Raw genomic sequence first — 16683 nt, 5'->3', positions numbered from 1 at the left:
GCGTTCACGCCGATGTCATCGTTCAACCCCCGCAACAGGATCGCTACCCGCACGCGCCTCACCGAGGTCCGCTACGAAATCCGGGGTGAGCTGGCGCGGCGAGCGCGGGAGCTGGAAGGCCAGGGCCGCAAGCTGATCAAGCTCAACATCGGCAATCCCGGCGCGTTCGGGTTCCGTGCCCCGGAGCATCTGCAGGACGCCATCGCCGGCGGCATCGCCCGTACCGACCCCTACACCCACCAGCAGGGCCTGCCGGAAGCGCGCGAGGCCATCGCCGACTTCCACCGCCAGCGCGGCACCCCGAACGCGGCGCCGGAGCGGGTGTTCGTCGGCAACGGCGTGTCCGAGCTGATCGATATTTCCCTGCGCGCGCTGCTCAACCCCGGCGAGGAAGTGCTGGTGCCCTCGCCCGACTACCCGCTGTGGAGCGCCGCCACCATCCTCAACGACGGCCGCCCGGTCTATTACAAATGCGACCGCGACAACGGCTTCCTGCCCGATCCCGAGCAGATTGAATCGCTGGTGTCCTCGCGCACCCGCGCGATCGTGCTGATCAACCCGAACAACCCAACCGGCGCCAACTACCCGCGCGCGCTGCTGGAGCGCATCGTGGAGATCGCCCAACGCTACCGGCTGCTGCTGCTGGTGGACGAGATCTACGACGGCATCCTCTACGACGACGCGGTGTTCCAGCCGGTCGCGCCGCTGGCCGGCGACCTGCCGTGCATGAGCTTCGGCGGCCTGTCGAAGGTGCATCGTGCCTGCGGCTGGCGGGTCGGCTGGGCGGTGCTGTCGGGCGATCCGCTGGCCTGCGGCGACTTCCACCACGCGCTCGACCTGCTGGGCGCGCTGCGCCTGTGCGCCAACGTGCCGGGGCAGTTCGCGATCCAGCAGGCGCTGCACGGCACCGACACCATCGGCGAACTGGTGCGGCCCGGCGGCCGCCTGTACGAAACCCGCCGCGCGCTGATCGACAGCTGCGCCGCCAGCCCGCACCTGTCGCTGGTAGCGCCGGCCGGCGCGCTGTACGGCTTCCCGCGCATCGTCGGTGCCGCCGCGCAGGGCCTGGACGACCACGACTTCGCGCTGGAGATGCTGGAGCAGGAGGACGTGCTGATCGTCCCCGGCACCAGCTTCAACGTGCCCTACCGCGACCACTTCCGCGTCACCCTGCTGCCGGAAGCGCCGGTGCTGCGCGAGGTGTTTTCGCGCATCGACCGCGTGCTGACCCGCCGCGCCGAACGCGCGCAGCGGCAGAGCGCGGTGGCCTGAGCGAAATGGAAATGGTGTCAGGGACAATTTCTCCCCGGCATCGGAATGGAAAAGGCCGGCATGGAAATTGTCCCTGACACCATTTCCTACCTCGCGCTGGGCGACTCCTACACGATCGGCGAAGGCGTCGATCCCTCCGGACGCTGGCCGATGCAGCTGGCCGCGCGCCTACGCGACGCGGGGATCGCCATCGCCGATCCGCGCGTCATCGCCACCACCGGCTGGACCACCGACGAGCTGGTGGCGGCGATGGACGCGGCCGAACCGCTGGGCGATTGGGATTTCGTTTCGCTGCTGATCGGCGTCAACAACCAATACCGCGGGCGCAGCGTGGACGACTACCGGGAGGAATTTGCCGCGCTGCTGCAGCGTGCTATTGCGCTAACGCGCCAGCGCGCTGCGCGGGTGTTGGTGCTGTCGATCCCCGACTGGGGCGTGACTCCATTCGCCCGCCGCGAACTGCGCAGCCCGTGCCGGATCGCACAGGAGCTAGACGCCTACAACGCCGCCGCGAGCGAGCTGTGCTCGGCCGAGGGCGTGGCGTTCGTGGACATCACCGCGATTTCCCGCACGGGCGAGATCACCGACATGCTTGCGGCCGACGGCCTGCATCCGTCCGCGCTGCAATACGCACGCTGGGCCGAGGCGGCGCTGCCGGTGGCGCGACGGCTGCTGGCAGCGCCCTGACTGCCTGCCATTGCATCCGGCGGCCACCGGCGCCGCGCAGCTTGACCCGCGTCATCCGGCCAGCCACGGCCGCCGGCGTAGAATTGACGGTTCTCCCCACGTCGGAAGCTGCACCATGTCCCTCGACCCCGCCCTGCGCGCCCGCATCGACGCCCTGCTGGCCGCCAACCCCGTTGTGCTGTTCCTGAAGGGCACGCCGGATGCGCCGCAGTGCGGCTTCTCGGCCAAGACCGCCGCGGCGATGGACGCCACTGGCGCCGACTACGCCCACGTCAACGTGCTGGCCGACCCGGAAATCCGCGAAGGCATCAAGGCCTACGGCGACTGGCCGACCATCCCACAGCTGTACATCCGCGGCGAACTGGTCGGCGGCTGCGACATCGTCACCCAGATGGCCGCCAGCGGCGAGCTGCACGCCGCGCTGGGGGTGGCTGCGCCCGACCGCACGCCGCCGCAGATCACCATCACCCCGGCCGCCGCCGAAATGCTGAAGTCCGCGCTGTCCAACGCCGGCGAGGGCTATGCGCTGCAGGTCGAGGTGGACAAGGGCTACAACGCCCGCCTGCAGCTGGCACCGGTGGACGATAGTGCCATCGCCAGCGAATCCGCCGGCATCCGCGCCCAGTTCGACCTGGTCAGCGCGCAGCGCGCGCGCGGCATGACCATCGACTGGGCCGACGACGCCCGTGGCAAGGGCTTGGTCATCGACAACCCCAACGCCCCGCCGAAGGTGCAGGCGCTGACCCCGGCGCAGGTGCGCGAGCGCGTGCAGGCCGGCACCCTGGTGCTGGTGGACGTGCGCCCGTCGGAAGAGCGCGCGCTGGCGGAAGCGCCGGTGGCGTATCGCCATTTCGACGATGGCGTGGAGGAAATCGAGGCGCTGCCGAAGGACACCGCTCTGGCCTTCCTGTGCCAGTCGGGCGCCCGCAGCGGGCAGGCGGCGGAGCACTTCCGCGCGCTGGGCTTCAAGGCGCTCTACAACGTGGCCGGCGGCATGGTGGCCTGGGCCGACCTGGACCCGGCAGTGGCGCGCTACTGAGGCACCGAAGGTCGTGCGGACACTTCCCGCATGACCTGCCCGCGGCGCGCACTCGGCGGTGCGCGCCTGCGGAATCCGTCAAAAGCCGCCGCCGGCGTCCAGCCATGCCTGTTCGTCGGGCCGGTTGATCCGCCCCAGCGTGGCGTTGCGATGCGGGAAGCGGCCGAACTGGGCGATCACGTCGCGATGCGCCACCGCATAGCCCAGCAAATCGGGATCATCCAGCGCGGTGAACAGCTCCACCGCGCGCTGTTGGTCGGCCATCGCTTCGGAATGCTCGAACGGCATGTAGAAGAAGAACCGCAGCGCCGGCTCGACCCGTGCATCGAAGCCGGCGTCGATGGCGCGCGCAGCGTAGTGCAGCGCCAGCGAATCGGTGGCAAAGGCATGGCCGCTGCCGCGGAAGATGTTGCGCGGAATCTGGTCCAGCAGCAGCACCAGCGCCAGCGCACCGTCGGCATCGGCCATCCAGTCGTCATGTTCGCGGCGCGCGGCGGCGAAATGCGCGGCCTGCCAGCGCGCGCGGCATTCCTCGTCGAACGCGGCGCCACCGCGGAACCACTTGTCCATGCCGGCGTCGCGCCAGAACGCGAGGAGACTACAGGCGAGTTCCCGGCTCACTCGTCGAACCGCAGATGGCGCACAGACTTGCCGTTGCGGCGGATCAGCTTCAGCGACTCGATGCCGACCTTGATGTGGTTGCGCACGAACTCGGCGGACACGCGTGCATCGCTGGCCTCGGTCTTCACGCCCTCCGGGATCATCGGCTGGTCGGACACCAGCAGCAGCGCGCCGCAGGGGATGCGGTTGGCGAAGCCGGCGGCGAAGATGGTCGCGGTTTCCATGTCGATGGCCATGCAGCGCATCGCGCGCAGGCGCTCCTTGAAGGCGTCGTCGTGTTCCCAGACCCGGCGGTTGGTGGTGAACACGGTGCCGGTCCAGTAGTCCAGCTCCATGTCGCGGATGCTGGTGGAGATGACGCGCTGCAGGGCGAACGCGGGCAGCGCCGGCACCTGCGGCGGCAGGTAGTCGTCGCTGGTGCCCTCGCCGCGGATCGCCGCGATCGGCAGCACCAGGTCGCCCAGCTGGTTCTTCCGCTTCAGCCCGCCGCACTTGCCCAGGAACAGCACCGCCTTCGGGCAGATCGCCGACAGCAGGTCCATCACCGTGGCGGCGTTGGGGCTGCCCATGCCGAAGTTGATCAGGGTGATGCCATCGGCGGTGGCGCTGGGCATCGGCCGGTCGATCCCGACCACCGGCGCGCCGGTCATTTCCGAGAAATGCGACAGGTAGCCGCCGAAGTTGGTCAGCAGGATGTGCTGGCCGAAGCTCTCCAGCGGTACGCCGGTGTAGCGCGGCAGCCAGTTGTCGACGATTTCCTGTTTGCTCTTCATCGCGGTCCTTTTCGTTTCCCGGATTCTAAGCCCGGCCCCATGACCTCGGTCATGTGGCGGCCTGCGCGCGATGACGCTAGGGTGCTTGCATCGATTTTCCGCAGCAGGGGAACCACCGCATGAAACCGTTGACCGTCGCCGTGCTGGCGGCGCTGCTGGCCGGCTGCGCGAGTGCGCCGCAGAAGCCGGCTGCGCCCGCCAAGCCGTACGACTTCGCCGCCGATCCCTACCCCAGCACCTACCAGCGGATCGCCTCGCCGCCGGTGCTGCTGCAGCACGCCATCGTGCTGACCGGCACCGGCACGCGGCTGGACGATGCCGACGTGCTGATGCGCGACGGCCGCATCGTCGCGGTCGGCAACGGCATTGAAACCGGCAGCGACGCGGTGCGGGTGGACGCCACCGGCAAGTGGATCACCCCCGGCATCATCGACATCCACTCGCACCTGGGCGTCTACGCCAGCCCCGGCGCCAGCGCGCACAGCGATGGCAACGAGGCCACCGCGCCGGTGACTGCACAGGTGTGGGCCGAACATTCGGTATGGCCGCAGGACCCCGGCTTCCACGCCGCGCTGGCCGGCGGCGTGACCGCGCTGCAGATCCTGCCCGGCAGCGCCAACCTGATCGGCGGGCGCGGCGTCACCCTGAAGAACATCTCTGCCACCACCTACCAGGGCATGAAGTTCCCCGGCGCGCCGTGGGGCCTGAAGATGGCCTGCGGCGAGAACCCCAAGCGCGTCTATGGCCAGCGCGGCGGCCCGTCCACCCGCATGGGCAACGTGGCCGGCTACCGCGCGGCGTTCGCCGACGCCGCCGAGTACATGAAGAAGCGCAAGGCCGGCGGCAAGGACGCGGAGGCCAAGCGCGACCTCAAGCTGGACACCCTGGCCGGCGCGATCAACGGCGACATCCGGGTCAACATCCACTGCTACCGCGCCGACGAGATGGCGATCATGCTCGACCTCGCCAAGGAGTTCGGCTTCAAGATCGCCGCCTTCCACCACGGCGTGGAGGCCTACAAGATCGCCGACCGGCTGGCCGCGGAGGGCGTCTGCGGCGCGCTGTGGGCGGACTGGTGGGGCTTCAAGATGGAAAGCTTCGACGGCATCCAGGAGAACATCGCGCTGGTCGACCGCGTGCCCGGCGGCTGCGCGATCGTGCATTCCGATTCCGCCGAAGGCATCCAGCGGCTCAACCAGGAGGCGGCCAAGGTGATCGCCAACGCCGGCCGCGTGGGCATCCGCATCAGCCCCGAACACGCGATCCAGTGGCTCACCCGCAACCCCGCCAAGGCGATGGGCATCGACGACCAGACCGGCACCCTGGAGGCCGGCAAGATGGCCGACGTGGTGGTGTGGAACGGCAATCCGTTCAGCAGTTTCGCCCAGGCCGAGCAGGTCTACGTGGACGGCGCGCGGCTGTACGACCGCCGCGATCCGGCACGGCAGCCGACCTCGGACTTCCTGCTCGGGCAAGAGATCGTGTCGGGAGGTGTGCGATGAACGCCCGCATCATCAAGCGCCTCGCGCTGGCGTCGGCGCTGTTCGCCGCCTGCGGCCTGGCGCAGGCCCAGGACCTGCTGATCCGCAACGCCACCGTGCATACCGCCAGCGCGCGCGGCACCCTGCAGAACACCGACGTGCTGGTGAAGCAGGGCCGCATCGCCGCCATCGGCAGCGGCCTCGTCGCCGGCAATGCGCCGGTGGTGGATGCCCAAGGCCAGCCGCTGACGCCGGCGCTGTTCGGCGGCATCACCGACATCGGCGTGGAGGAGGTGTCCGGCGAGTCGGCCACCGTCGATGCCACCCTGGCGCTGGGCGCCAACGCCGCCGACATGCAGGTGCGGCCGGAGTTCGACGTCACCCTGGCCTACAACCCGGAATCGGTGCTGGTGCCGGTGGCGCGGGTGGAAGGCGTCGGCTGGACCCTGCTGGCGGCCGGCAGCCGCCCCGGCGGCTCGCTGATCGGCGGCCAGGGTGGCGTGGTGCGGCTGGACGGCAGCCTGGACGCGGTGGGCCCGCGCGCGCTGTTCGTCACCCTCGGCGGCGCCGGCGCCAACCTCAGCGGCAGCTCGCGCGCGGCGCAGTGGATGCTGCTCGACCAGCTGATCGACGAGGTGCGCGGGCGCATCCCGGCCGACTCGCAGTTCGCCCTGCTCACCCCGGCAGGCCGCACCACCCTGGCGAAATACTTCGGCGGCGGTGGCCGGGTGCTGGCGCGGGTCCAGCGCGCGGCCGACATCGTCCGCCTGCTGCGCTGGGCCAAACAGCGCGGCGTGCGGGTGGCGCTGGTGGGTGCGGCGGAAGGCTGGAAGGTGGCCCCGCAGATCGCCGCGGCCGGCGTGCCGGTGTTCGTCGACGTGCTGGCCAACCTGCCCGGCGATTTCGACGAGATCGGCGCCAGCCTCGAGAACGCCGGGCGCCTGCACGCGGCAAGGGTCAAGGTGTCGTTCTTCCAGGGCGGCGACGCCTCCCACAACGCACGCAAGCTGCGCCAGCTGGCCGGCAACGCGGTGGCCAACGGCCTGCCCTGGGAAGCGGGCTTGGCCGGCCTGACCTCGGTGCCGGCGGCGGCGCTGGGCGCGGGCGCGGACATCGGCGCGACCATCGCGGTTGGCCAGCGCGCCGACCTGGTGCTGTGGAGCGGCGACCCGCTGGACGTGGCCAGCGTCGCCCGGCAGCTGTGGCTGGACGGCCGCGCGTTCCCGATGCGCAGCCGCCAGACCGAGCTGCGCGACCGCTACCTGCGCGCCGCCGGCACGCCCCAGGAAGGCCAGTTGCCGCGCGCCTACCCGGCCGACGCCCGCTGACGCCCGCGGCAAACCGGGGCGCGCGCAGCTGAACGGCGGCGCTCTCCGGGACGCACCGTTGCCGCCCGGGCGCATGCACGCACGCCCGACTTGCGGTACGGTCGTGGGCAACTGAACGGGGGGCTGGAGGACAACATGCGCATCGGAATCATCGCGGATTCGGCCTGCGACCTGCCAAACGACTTCATCGAACGCGAGAACATCACCATCCTGCCGGTGACCGTGCAGATCGGGCAGGCGGTGCTGGCCGACGTGCGCAACGAGGAAGCGACGATGAACTTCCTCAGCGGCGAAACCGCCGCGCGGGCGTTCGAGGCGGAAACCACCCCGTTCACCGTGCAGCAGGTGCACGACCTGTTCCTGGGCAAGCTGGTGCACGACTACGACTACGTGTTCTGCATCACCACCACCCGCACCCGCAGCGGCATCCACGACAACGCGCAGCAGGCCAGCTTCACCATCCTCAACGACTACAAGGCGGTGCGGGCTGCCTCCGGCAACAACACTCCGTTCTCGCTGCGGGTGATCGACAGCCAGAGCGTGTTCGCCGGGGTCGGCGTGCCGGTGATCGAGGCGGTGCGCATGCGCGCCGCCGGCGAGTCGCCGCCGCGGATCCGCGCGCACCTGGAGGCCATCGCCAGCAAGACCCACGCCTACATGGTGGCGCCGGACCTGAACTACCTGCGCAACCGCATCAAGAAGCGTGGCGACAAGAGCGTCAGCTTCCTCAGCGCGACGCTGGGCACGGCGCTGGACATCAAGCCGATCCTGCACTGCAACCAGGGCGAAACCGGCCCGGTGGCGAAGGTGAAGGGTTTTGCCGCGGCCAGCCGCAAACTGTTCGATTTCACCGCCGAACGCGTGGCCTCCGGTTTGCTGACCCCCACCGTGAACCTCTGCTACGGCGGTGCGCTGGAGGAGATGCGCGCGCTGCCGGGCTACCAGCACCTTCGCGACGTGTGCAAGGACCGCGGCGTCGAGGTGTTCGAGAGCTTCATGGGCCTGTCCGGCCTCGTCAACGTCGGCCGCGGCGCGCTGGTGGTGGCGTTCGCGGCGCCGCCGCACCGCTTCGGCTGAGCAGTGACGGCGCCTCCACGGCCAGGCCACTAGCCTCTGGACTCATCTTTCCGGGATCGACCATGACCACTCGCTACTACATCCGCCTGCCCAATCCCGACGAGGCACGAGGCAACGACCCTGAACTGAGCTTCCGTTCGCGCGGCGCGGAAGGATTCGCCGAGGAGTTGCAGCAGGCACTGCGCGATGACGCCCTGTTCCTGCGCTGGCAGGCCAGGCAGGAAGAGCCTGACGATGTCGATCCGGCGCTGGCCGCCACCGACCCGGCCGCCCGCGTCACCGGCCAGCAGGACGACCTGCACATCGACCTGATCGTGGATACCCGGCTGTCCTCGGCGCTGCTGCGCCAGCGCATGGCGTTGCTGGCCGGCAGTCACTGGCAGCTGCGCGACGTCACCGCGGCCTGAGTTTCCCCACCCCATGATCCCGGCGCTGCTGTCATGGAGTGGCGGCAAGGACGCCGCATGGGCCCTGCACGCGCTGCGCGCGGCTGGCGAAGTCGAGGTGGTGGGCCTGCTTACCACCCTCACCGAAGGCTTTGATCGCGTATCGATGCAGGGCATCCATCGCGACGTGCTGCATGCGCAGGCCGGCGCCGCCGGACTGCCGCTGATCGAAGCGTGGATTCCGCAGGCGGCCGACAACACGAGCTACATCGCCAGCTTCACCGATGCACTGGCGCGTGCGCAGGCGCGCTGGCCGGACCTGGCCCATATCGCCTACGGCGACCTGCTGCTGGCCGACATCCGCGCCTGGCGCGAAGCCCTGTGCGCAGACCTGGGCTGGACGCCGCTGTTCCCGCTGTTCGACAGCGACACCGCACGGCTGGCGCGGGAGATGATCGAAGGCGGCCTGCGCGCGCACCTGTGCTGCGTGGATACCACCCAGTTCGACGCGGCGTTCGCCGGCCGCGCCTTCGACGCCCGCCTGCTGGACGACCTGCCCGCGGCTGTCGACCCCTGCGGCGAGCGCGGCGAATTCCACACCTGCGTTTCCGCCGGGCCGATGTTTGCCGCGCCGCTGGCGCTGCAACCCGGCGACACCGTGCTGCGGGACGGCCGCTTTGCCTACACCGATTTCATCCTCGACGGGCCGGGAATCTCCCGGACCGTCCTGTAGCCGCAGCTTCGGCCGCGGCCTGCCCCCGCGATGCCCATGGCTCGCACAGTGGCGGCCGAAGCCGCTCCCGCGGTCAGGGATTCGGAAGCCGGCCTACGCTTTCAGCGCGGCGGCGTGATGGGCGATGTGCTCGCCGATGAAACTGGCGATGAAGTAGTAGCTGTGGTCGTAACCCGGCTGCATGCGCAGATAGACGGGATACCCCGCCGCATCGGCGGCCTCCTTCAGTCGCCACGGCTGCAGCTGGGCGCCCAGGAACTCGTCCGACTCGCCCTGATCGATGAGCATCGGCAGCTGGTCCGCTGCCGCACCGATCAGCTGGCTGGCGTCGTACTGCGCCCACGCCGCGCGATCCTCGCCGAGATAGGCGGCAAAGGCCTTCTGCCCCCACGGCACCGCCGACGGCGCCACGATCGGCGAGAACGCGGACACGCTGCGGTAGCGGCCCGGCTTCGACAGCGCCAACACCAGCGCGCCGTGGCCGCCCATCGAATGCCCGCTGATGGCGCGCGCACCGGTGACCGGGAAATGCGTCTCGACCAGCCCCGGCAGCTCGTCCGCCACGTAGTCGAACATGCGGTAGTGCGCCGCCCAAGGCGCCTGCGTGGCGTTGACGTAGAAGCCGGCGCCCTTGCCGAGGTCGTAACTGTCGGCATCCGCCACGCCGTCGCCGCGCGGACTGGTGTCCGGGCAGACGATGGCGACGCCGTGTTCCGCCGCGTAGCGCTGGGCGCCGGCCTTGGTGATGAAGTTCTGCTCGCTGCAGGTCAGGCCCGACAGCCAGTACAGCACCGGCACCGGGCCGTCCTGCGCCTGCGGCGGCAGGTAGATCGCCAACGTCATGTCGCAGCCGAGCACCGCCGAGCGGTGCCGGTACACGTCCTGCCAGCCACCGAAGCAGGCGCGGTGTTCGATGCGTTCCATTTAGCCTGCTCCCTCAGAAATGCACCACGCTGCGGATCGACTTGCCTTCGTGCATCAGATCGAAGGCTTCGTTGATCGCCTCCAGGCCCATCGTGTGGGTGACGAACGGCGCCAGCCGGATCTCGCCGGCCATCGCTTCCTCCACCATGCCGGGCAGCTGGCTGCGGCCCTTCACCCCGCCGAACGCCGTGCCCAGCCACTTGCGGCCGGTGACCAGCTGGAATGGGCGGGTGGAAATCTCCTGCCCCGCGCCGGCCACGCCGATGATCACGCTCTGGCCCCAGCCGCGGTGCGCGCATTCCAGCGCCGCGCGCATCACGTGGACGTTGCCGATGCACTCGAAGCTGTGGTCCACGCCCCAGCCGGTCATCTCCACGATCACCTGCTGGATGGGTTTATCGAAATCCTTCGGGTTCACGCAGTCGGTGGCGCCCATGTCGCGCGCCATGTCGAACTTCGATGGATTGGTGTCTACGGCGATGATCCGCCCGGCCTTCGCCCGTTTCGCGCCCTGGATGACGGCCAGGCCGATGCCGCCGAGGCCGAACACCGCGACCGAATCGCCTTCCTGCACCTTAGCCGTGTTCTTCACCGCGCCAAGCCCGGTGGTGACGCCGCAGCCCAGCAGGCAGACCTGCTCGTGGTTGGCCTCGGGGTTGATCTTCGCCAGCGAAACCTCGGCCACCACCGTGTATTCGCTGAAGGTGCTGCAGCCCATGTAGTGGTACAGCGGCTGGCCGTTGTAGCTGAAGCGGGTGGTGCCGTCCGGCATCACGCCCTTGCCTTGGGTGGCGCGCACGGACGTGCACAGGTTGGTCTTGCCGGACTTGCAGAACAGGCATTGCCCGCATTCGGCGGTGTACAGCGGAATGACGTGGTCGCCCGGCGCGACGCTGGTGACGCCCTCGCCCACCTCCACCACCACGCCCGCGCCTTCGTGGCCCAGCACGCAGGGGAACAGGCCCTCCGGGTCGTCGCCGGACAGGGTGAACGCATCGGTATGGCAGACGCCGGTATGGCTGATCTTCACCAGCACCTCGCCGGCCTTGGGCGGGGCGACGTCGATCTCGACGATCTGCAGCGGCTGGCCAGCGGCAAAGGCGACGGCGGCGCGGGATTTCATGGGCAAGCTCCGGGTTGCGAATGGCCTGCATGATAGTCCGTGCGATCGCGCGCGATCACGATCGGGTTGCCACTCATAGCTCGACCAGATTGCTTCGAACGGCCCCGACCCGGCATCCGTGGCCGGGGGTTCACAGCGGCGTACGGCAGGCCGCGCGAGCACCGTTGCTCACCCCGTGTTCTGGATCCCCGCAGCGATGCCGTTGACGGTGGAGACCAGCGTGCGCAGCAGGGCTTCGTCCTCGCGCCCGCCTTCGCGCCAGCGCCGCAGCAGGTCCACCTGCAGCAGGCTGATCGGATCGACATAGGGGTTGCGCAGCCGGATCGACAGGCGCAGCCGGTAGTCGTCGGCCAGCAGCGCGTCGCGCTGCTTGATCGCGAGGATCGCTACGCGGGTGCGTTCAAACTCCTCGGCGATGCGCGGGAAGAACGCCGGATGCAGCTCGCCCGCCAGCGCGGAATAGCGCTCGAAGATATCGATGTCGGATTTCGCCATCGCCATCTCCACGTCATCGATCATCGCGGCGAAGAACGGCCAGTCGCGGGTCACCGCCGCCATCGCGTCCAGCCCGTGCGCGTCGATGCCGTGGCGCAGCGCGGTCCCGACGCCATACCAACCGGTCAGGCCGGAGCGGCTCTGCGCCCACGAGAACACCCACGGGATCGCGCGAAGATTCGCGATGCCGCCGTCGCGGCGGCGCGACGGCCGCGAGCTGATGTGCAGGCGCTCGATCACGTCCACCGGCGTGGCCGCGCGGAAGTAGGCCGGGAAGTCCGGATGCTCGTGCACCAGCGCTCGGTAGTGCGCGCGCGAGACCTGCGCCAGCTCGGTGGCAAGCGCGCGCCACTGGTCCTCGCGCGGCTCCGGTGGGCGCGGCCGCAGCGATGCGCGCAGCACCGCGCCGGTCATCTGCTCGAGGTTGCGCAGCGCCAGCGCGCGGATGCCGTACTTGCGATGGATCACCTCGCCCTGCTCGGTCACGCGCATGCGCCCGGCCACGCTGCCGCGCGGCGCGGCGATGATCGCGCGCTCGGTCTTGCCGCCGCCCCGGCTGACCGACCCGCCGCGGCCATGGAAGAACACCAGCTGCAGGCCGGCCGTGCGCGCGACCTCCAGCAGCTCCACCTGCGCGCGCTGCAGCGCCCAGCGCGAAGCCAGCAAGCCGCCATCCTTGGCGCTGTCGCTGTAGCCCAGCATCACCACCTGGCGCCCGCCGCGCGCGGCCAGATGGCGGCGATACAGCGGGTCGGCGAACAGCGCCCGCATCGTCGCCGGCGCCGCTTCCAGGTCGTCCACCGTCTCGAACAGCGGGGCCACGTCCAGCGGCACTTCGCCGTCGGCGACGCAGCCAGCGATCCGCGCCAGCGCCAATACCGCCAGCGCGTCGGCGGCATTGCGCGTCATGCTGATGATGTAGGGGCCGAAGGCGTGTTCGCCCAGCACCGCGCGCAGTTCGCGCACGACGCGGAACACCTCCAGCGTGGCCATGGCGTCGGCTGCGCCCGCATCGGTCGGTGCAGCGCCCGAGATCAGCGCATGCAGCCGCTCTACACGCGCCGGCAGCGGGCGCGCGGCCCATTCGGCATCCCCCTCCAGTGCCGCCAGCGCCTGCTCGTGCACGGCAGAATCCTGGCGCAGGTCCAGCGCGGCCATGTGCAGGCCGAAGCTGCGCGCACGCCAGAGGATGCGTCGCAGCGCGAAGCGGCCGGCGTGGTCGCCGCGATGTCGGGCCAGGCTGGCGTCGATCAGTTCCAGGTCGTCGATGAAGGCGGCCGCGTCCGGGTAGCCACCGGCCACACCGTCCTCCGTCGCCTGCAGGCGCGCGCGCATCGCCCACAGCAGCTGCCGGTACGGCATGTCGGCCAACCGCGGCCGGTTGCGCACCATGCCTTCCGGCAGCAGCGCGCGGTGCGCGGCGGCGCGCGCCTCGACCTCGGCATCGATGCCGGCATGGCCGTGGCTCTGGGTGAGGATGTCGCCGAGGGTGCGCAGGTCGGCCAGATAGCAGTCCAGCGCCAGCGCGCGCTGGGCGGTCAACGCGTCGCGCACGCTGGCCGCACCGACGTTGGGGTTGCCGTCCATGTCGCCGCCGACCCAGCTGCCGAAGCGCAGCAGCGGCGGCAGCGCGATGCGTTCGCCGTAGACGGCCTCCACCGCATCGGAAAACGCCTCGTAGAACACCGGCAGCACGCGGTACAGCACGCTGCCGAGGTAGAAGCCGACGTGCTCGACCTCGTCGGCCACGCTGGGCCGCTGCGGTGGCGCTTCGTTGGTCTGCCAGGCGGTGGTCAGCGACTGGCGGATGCGGGCGTCGTCGGCGCGCCGCTCCGGCGGCGTGCGGGTGCGGTCGATGTCGGCGATCAGCCGTTCGACCACGGTCTTTTCCTTCAGCAGCAGCGCGCGCCGCACCGCTTCGGTGGGATGCGCGGTGAACACCGGCTCCACGCACAGCCCGGCCAGTTGCGCCTGCAGCTCGGCCAGCGTCACGCCCTCCTCGCGCAGGCCGCGCAGCACCGCTTCCAGCCCGCCGGGCTGCGGCGCCGTGCCCAGCCGCTGGTAGTCGCGGCGACGGCGGATGCGATGCACGCGTTCGGCCACGTTGGTGGCGCTGAAGTAGGCCGCGAACGCGCGCACCAGCGGCTCGGCCTGCGCCAGCGGCACCTGCGCCAGCCGCTGCGCCAGCGCATCCACCGGCTCGCCCTGCTCGCGCCTTGCGATCGCAATCCGCCGCAGCGCCTCGACCTGTTCAAGGAATGCCGGCGCCACCTGTTCTGCCAGCATGTCGCCGACCATCGCGCCGAGCCGGCGCACGTCGTCGCGCAGCGGCGCGTCGGTGGCTGTGAAATCAAGCTGCTCGCGCAGCGGCATGTCGGAAGTGGCCATGCCCGCAGGCTAGCGCGATTTTGATGCACTGCGGCAACGGTTGCGGATGCGACCATTGCTCCGCCCGTTTTCCGCGGGAGGCGTCAGGCCTCAGTACGAGAACTCGCAGAACACTGGGTCCACGCTGCCGCGCCATTCGCCGTGGAACAGCGCCAGCTTGCGCTCGGCGGGGGTCTTGCCGGATTCCACGATCTCCACCAGCGGATCGAGGAAGCCGGTTTCGTCGGCGCCGCAGCGATCCTGTACCGCGCGGCGACGCAGGCCGGCGACGGAAATCTCCAGCGCGCGGCGGGCCAGCTCGCGCAGCGTGCCGCCCCGGAACGGCAGCCCCAGCGCCTGCTTCGGCACGCCATCGCGCAGGGCATGGCGCTCGGCCATGCTGAAATCCTTGACCAGGTCCCAGGCCGCATCCAGCGCCGCGTCGTCGTAAAGCAGACCCACCCAGAACGCCGGCAGCGCGCACAGCCGGCCCCAGGGACCGCCGTCGGCGCCGCGCATCTCCAGGAATTTCTTCAACCGCACTTCCGGGAAGGCGGTGGTCATGTGGTCGTTCCAGTCGCGCAGGGTCGGCAGCGCGCCGGGCAGCACGTCCAGCCGGCCCTGCATGAAGTCGCGGAACGATTTGCCGCTGGCATCAACGTAGATGCCGTCGCGGTAGCTGAAGTACATCGGCACGTCGAGCAGGTAGTCGACGTAACGCTCATAGCCGAAGCCGTCCTCGAACACGAAGTCGAGCATGCCGGTGCGGCCGGCGTCGGTATCGGTCCAGATGTGCGAGCGGTAGCTGAGGTAGCCGTTGGGCCTGCCTTCGGTGAACGGCGAATCGGCGAACAGCGCAGTCGCAATCGGTTGCAGCGCCAGCGACACGCGGAACTTCTTCACCATGTCCGCTTCGGACGCGTAGTCCAGGTTGACCTGCACCGTGCAGGTGCGGGTCATCATGTCCAGGCCCAGGCTGCCGACCTTGGGCATGTAGGACTTCATGATCTGGTAGCGGCCTTTCGGCATCCACGGCATTTCGTCGCGCCGCCACTTGGGCTGGAAACCCATGCCGAGGAAGCCGAGCTTCAGCTCGTCGGCCACTTCCCGCACTTCGCGCAGGTGGCTGCCGACTTCCTTGCAGGTCTGGTGGATGGATTCCAGCGGCGCCCCCGACAGCTCCAGCTGGCCGGCCGGCTCCAGCGTCACCGACGCGGCATCGCGCGACAGCGCGATCACCCGGCCGTTTTCCTCGTAAGGCGCCCAGCCGAACCGGACCAGACCCTTCAGCAGCGCCTCGATGCCGCGCTCGCCGTCGAAGGTTGGCGGGCGCAGGTCGTCCAGCCGGAAGCCGAATTTCTCGTGCTCGGTGCCGATCCGCCACGCCTCGCGCGGCTTCTCGCCCGAGGCCAGCACCTCGGCCAGCTGGTGGCGGTCGGTGATCGGCATGTCGCTGGCAGTGCTGGGTCCGGACATGCTGGGCTTCCCGTGTGGATGCGCAGGATATCGCGCGCGGGCGCCCCGCCGCAGCACGCTGGCCGACTTTCACTGTTCCGGCTGCATGCGTATTCCCGGCCCGGTCCGTTGTTGGCCAATCGGGCGCTGGTGGCCTCCGGAGCGTCGCCCGATGATGAGCCCCCATGCGCCTGTTGAGCTGTGCTTTCGCCCTGCTGTTCGGCTTCTCTGCCTCGGCACAGACGGTAGATCGGGTGGAGAACGAGCGTCAGATCCCCAGCCAGCCGGCGACCACGGCGCGCAGTTCGTCCACGCCCTGCTTCGACTCGCCGGAGAACAGCTGCACGCTGACGCTGTCGGCGAATGACCGCGACAGCTCCATCCGCACCGCCTGCAGGGTATTGCCGGCGGCGCCGCGACCGAGCTTGTCGGCCTTGGTCAGGATCACGTGCGCCGGCAGCCCGCGGCGCATGGCGTAGCCCAGCATTTGCCGGTCGTATTCCTTCAGCGGATGGCGCACGTCCATCACCACCACCAGCCCGCGCAGGGCGTCGCGGCTGCCGAAATACCCCTCGAGGAAGGCCTGCCAGTGCGCCTGCAGGTCCTGCGGCACCTTGGCATAGCCGTAGCCCGGCAGGTCGACCAGGTATTTGTTCTCGTGCGGCGGCAAGCCGAAGAACACCAGCTGCTGGGTGCGGCCGGGCGTCTTGGACACGCGTGCCAGCGCGTTCTGCTGGCAGAGCGCGTTCAGGGCGGAGGATTTGCCGGCGTTGGAGCGGCCGGCGAAAGCCACTTCGAAGCCGCCATCGGACGGCAATTGCCGGAAATTGTGGGCGGCCAGCAGGTACTGGGCGCGCGCGAACGGATTGGGTGCAGCCATGGGCATAGCATGGCATGTCCGCGCCGGTGCGCGCCCGGTTTG

Annotated in this window: 15 protein-coding genes; 8 read left to right on the top strand and 7 right to left on the bottom strand. The window is 69.9% G+C overall.

Annotated elements, in window-relative coordinates; translation table 11 throughout:
• Positions 1-12 precede the first annotated feature (12 nt).
• From G582_RS0113605 to grxD, 3 genes are all read left to right on the top strand, one after another.
• Complete coding sequence (locus G582_RS0113605; protein WP_028840279.1) at positions 13-1272, top strand: aminotransferase class I/II-fold pyridoxal phosphate-dependent enzyme; 1260 nt, start codon at positions 13-15, stop codon at positions 1270-1272.
• A 60-nt stretch (positions 1273-1332) separates the two neighbouring features.
• A complete protein-coding gene (locus G582_RS0113600) occupies positions 1333-1959 on the top strand; it encodes an SGNH/GDSL hydrolase family protein (RefSeq protein ID WP_028840278.1) in 627 nt (208 codons plus the stop codon).
• Positions 1960-2074: 115 nt separating this feature from the next.
• Positions 2075-2998, top strand: coding sequence for a Grx4 family monothiol glutaredoxin (grxD, locus tag G582_RS0113595; protein ID WP_028840277.1), 924 nt, complete (start codon positions 2075-2077; stop codon positions 2996-2998).
• 78 nt (positions 2999-3076) lie between these two features.
• Here grxD and G582_RS0113590 read toward each other — a convergent pair whose 3' ends face one another.
• Positions 3077-3619 (bottom strand): DUF924 family protein, encoded by a 543-nt coding sequence (locus tag G582_RS0113590; protein WP_028840276.1) that lies wholly within the window; start codon positions 3617-3619, stop codon positions 3077-3079.
• Positions 3616-4392: an AMP nucleosidase gene (locus G582_RS0113585; protein ID WP_028840275.1), complete on the bottom strand. Its 777-nt coding sequence runs from the start codon at positions 4390-4392 to the stop codon at positions 3616-3618. The genes G582_RS0113590 and G582_RS0113585 overlap by 4 nt, the downstream gene beginning before the upstream one ends.
• A 119-nt stretch (positions 4393-4511) precedes the next feature.
• Here G582_RS0113585 and G582_RS0113580 point away from each other — a divergent pair, with 119 nt between their 5' ends.
• The 5 genes from G582_RS0113580 to G582_RS0113560 all read left to right on the top strand — a co-directional run bounded on the left by G582_RS0113580 (position 4512) and on the right by G582_RS0113560 (position 9397).
• Positions 4512-5894 (top strand): amidohydrolase, encoded by a 1383-nt coding sequence (locus G582_RS0113580; protein WP_028840274.1) that lies wholly within the window; start codon positions 4512-4514, stop codon positions 5892-5894.
• Entirely contained in the window at positions 5891-7201 is a 1311-nt protein-coding gene (locus G582_RS0113575) for an amidohydrolase family protein (RefSeq protein ID WP_028840273.1), read from the top strand. Before G582_RS0113580 ends, G582_RS0113575 begins: the two co-directional genes overlap by 4 nt.
• A gap of 135 nt (positions 7202-7336) precedes the next feature.
• Positions 7337-8278 carry a DegV family protein gene (locus tag G582_RS0113570; RefSeq protein ID WP_028840272.1) on the top strand — a complete coding sequence of 314 codons (942 nt, stop codon included), beginning with the start codon at positions 7337-7339 and terminating at the stop codon, positions 8276-8278.
• A gap of 62 nt (positions 8279-8340) precedes the next feature.
• Positions 8341-8685, top strand: a complete 345-nt coding sequence (locus G582_RS0113565; RefSeq protein ID WP_028840271.1) for a hypothetical protein — start codon at positions 8341-8343, stop codon at positions 8683-8685.
• Between the two features lie 13 nt (positions 8686-8698).
• Positions 8699-9397, top strand: a complete 699-nt coding sequence (locus G582_RS0113560; RefSeq protein WP_028840270.1) for a Dph6-related ATP pyrophosphatase — start codon at positions 8699-8701, stop codon at positions 9395-9397.
• Positions 9398-9490: 93 nt separating this feature from the next.
• Here the strand turns inward: G582_RS0113560 and fghA are convergent, their stop codons facing one another.
• From fghA to yihA, 5 genes are all read right to left on the bottom strand, one after another.
• Complete coding sequence (gene fghA / locus G582_RS0113555; RefSeq protein ID WP_028840269.1) at positions 9491-10321, bottom strand: S-formylglutathione hydrolase; 831 nt, start codon at positions 10319-10321, stop codon at positions 9491-9493.
• 13 nt (positions 10322-10334) lie between these two features.
• Positions 10335-11444: an S-(hydroxymethyl)glutathione dehydrogenase/class III alcohol dehydrogenase gene (locus G582_RS0113550; protein WP_028840268.1), complete on the bottom strand. Its 1110-nt coding sequence runs from the start codon at positions 11442-11444 to the stop codon at positions 10335-10337.
• 168 nt (positions 11445-11612) lie between these two features.
• Positions 11613-14327 (bottom strand): phosphoenolpyruvate carboxylase, encoded by a 2715-nt coding sequence (ppc, locus tag G582_RS0113545; protein ID WP_248642820.1) that lies wholly within the window; start codon positions 14325-14327, stop codon positions 11613-11615.
• A gap of 90 nt (positions 14328-14417) precedes the next feature.
• Positions 14418-15782: a glutamate--cysteine ligase gene (locus tag G582_RS0113540; RefSeq protein WP_028840266.1), complete on the bottom strand. Its 1365-nt coding sequence runs from the start codon at positions 15780-15782 to the stop codon at positions 14418-14420.
• A gap of 247 nt (positions 15783-16029) precedes the next feature.
• Complete coding sequence (gene yihA, locus G582_RS0113535) at positions 16030-16641, bottom strand: ribosome biogenesis GTP-binding protein YihA/YsxC (protein WP_038054343.1); 612 nt, start codon at positions 16639-16641, stop codon at positions 16030-16032.
• Between the last annotated feature and the right edge of the window lie 42 nt (positions 16642-16683).

It is taken from the genome of Thermomonas fusca DSM 15424, from assembly GCF_000423885.1.
Taxonomy (GTDB): domain Bacteria; phylum Pseudomonadota; class Gammaproteobacteria; order Xanthomonadales; family Xanthomonadaceae; genus Thermomonas; species Thermomonas fusca.
The sequence above is the reverse complement of the archived record's forward strand: the minus strand, read 5'-3'. Positions and strand labels throughout refer to the sequence as shown.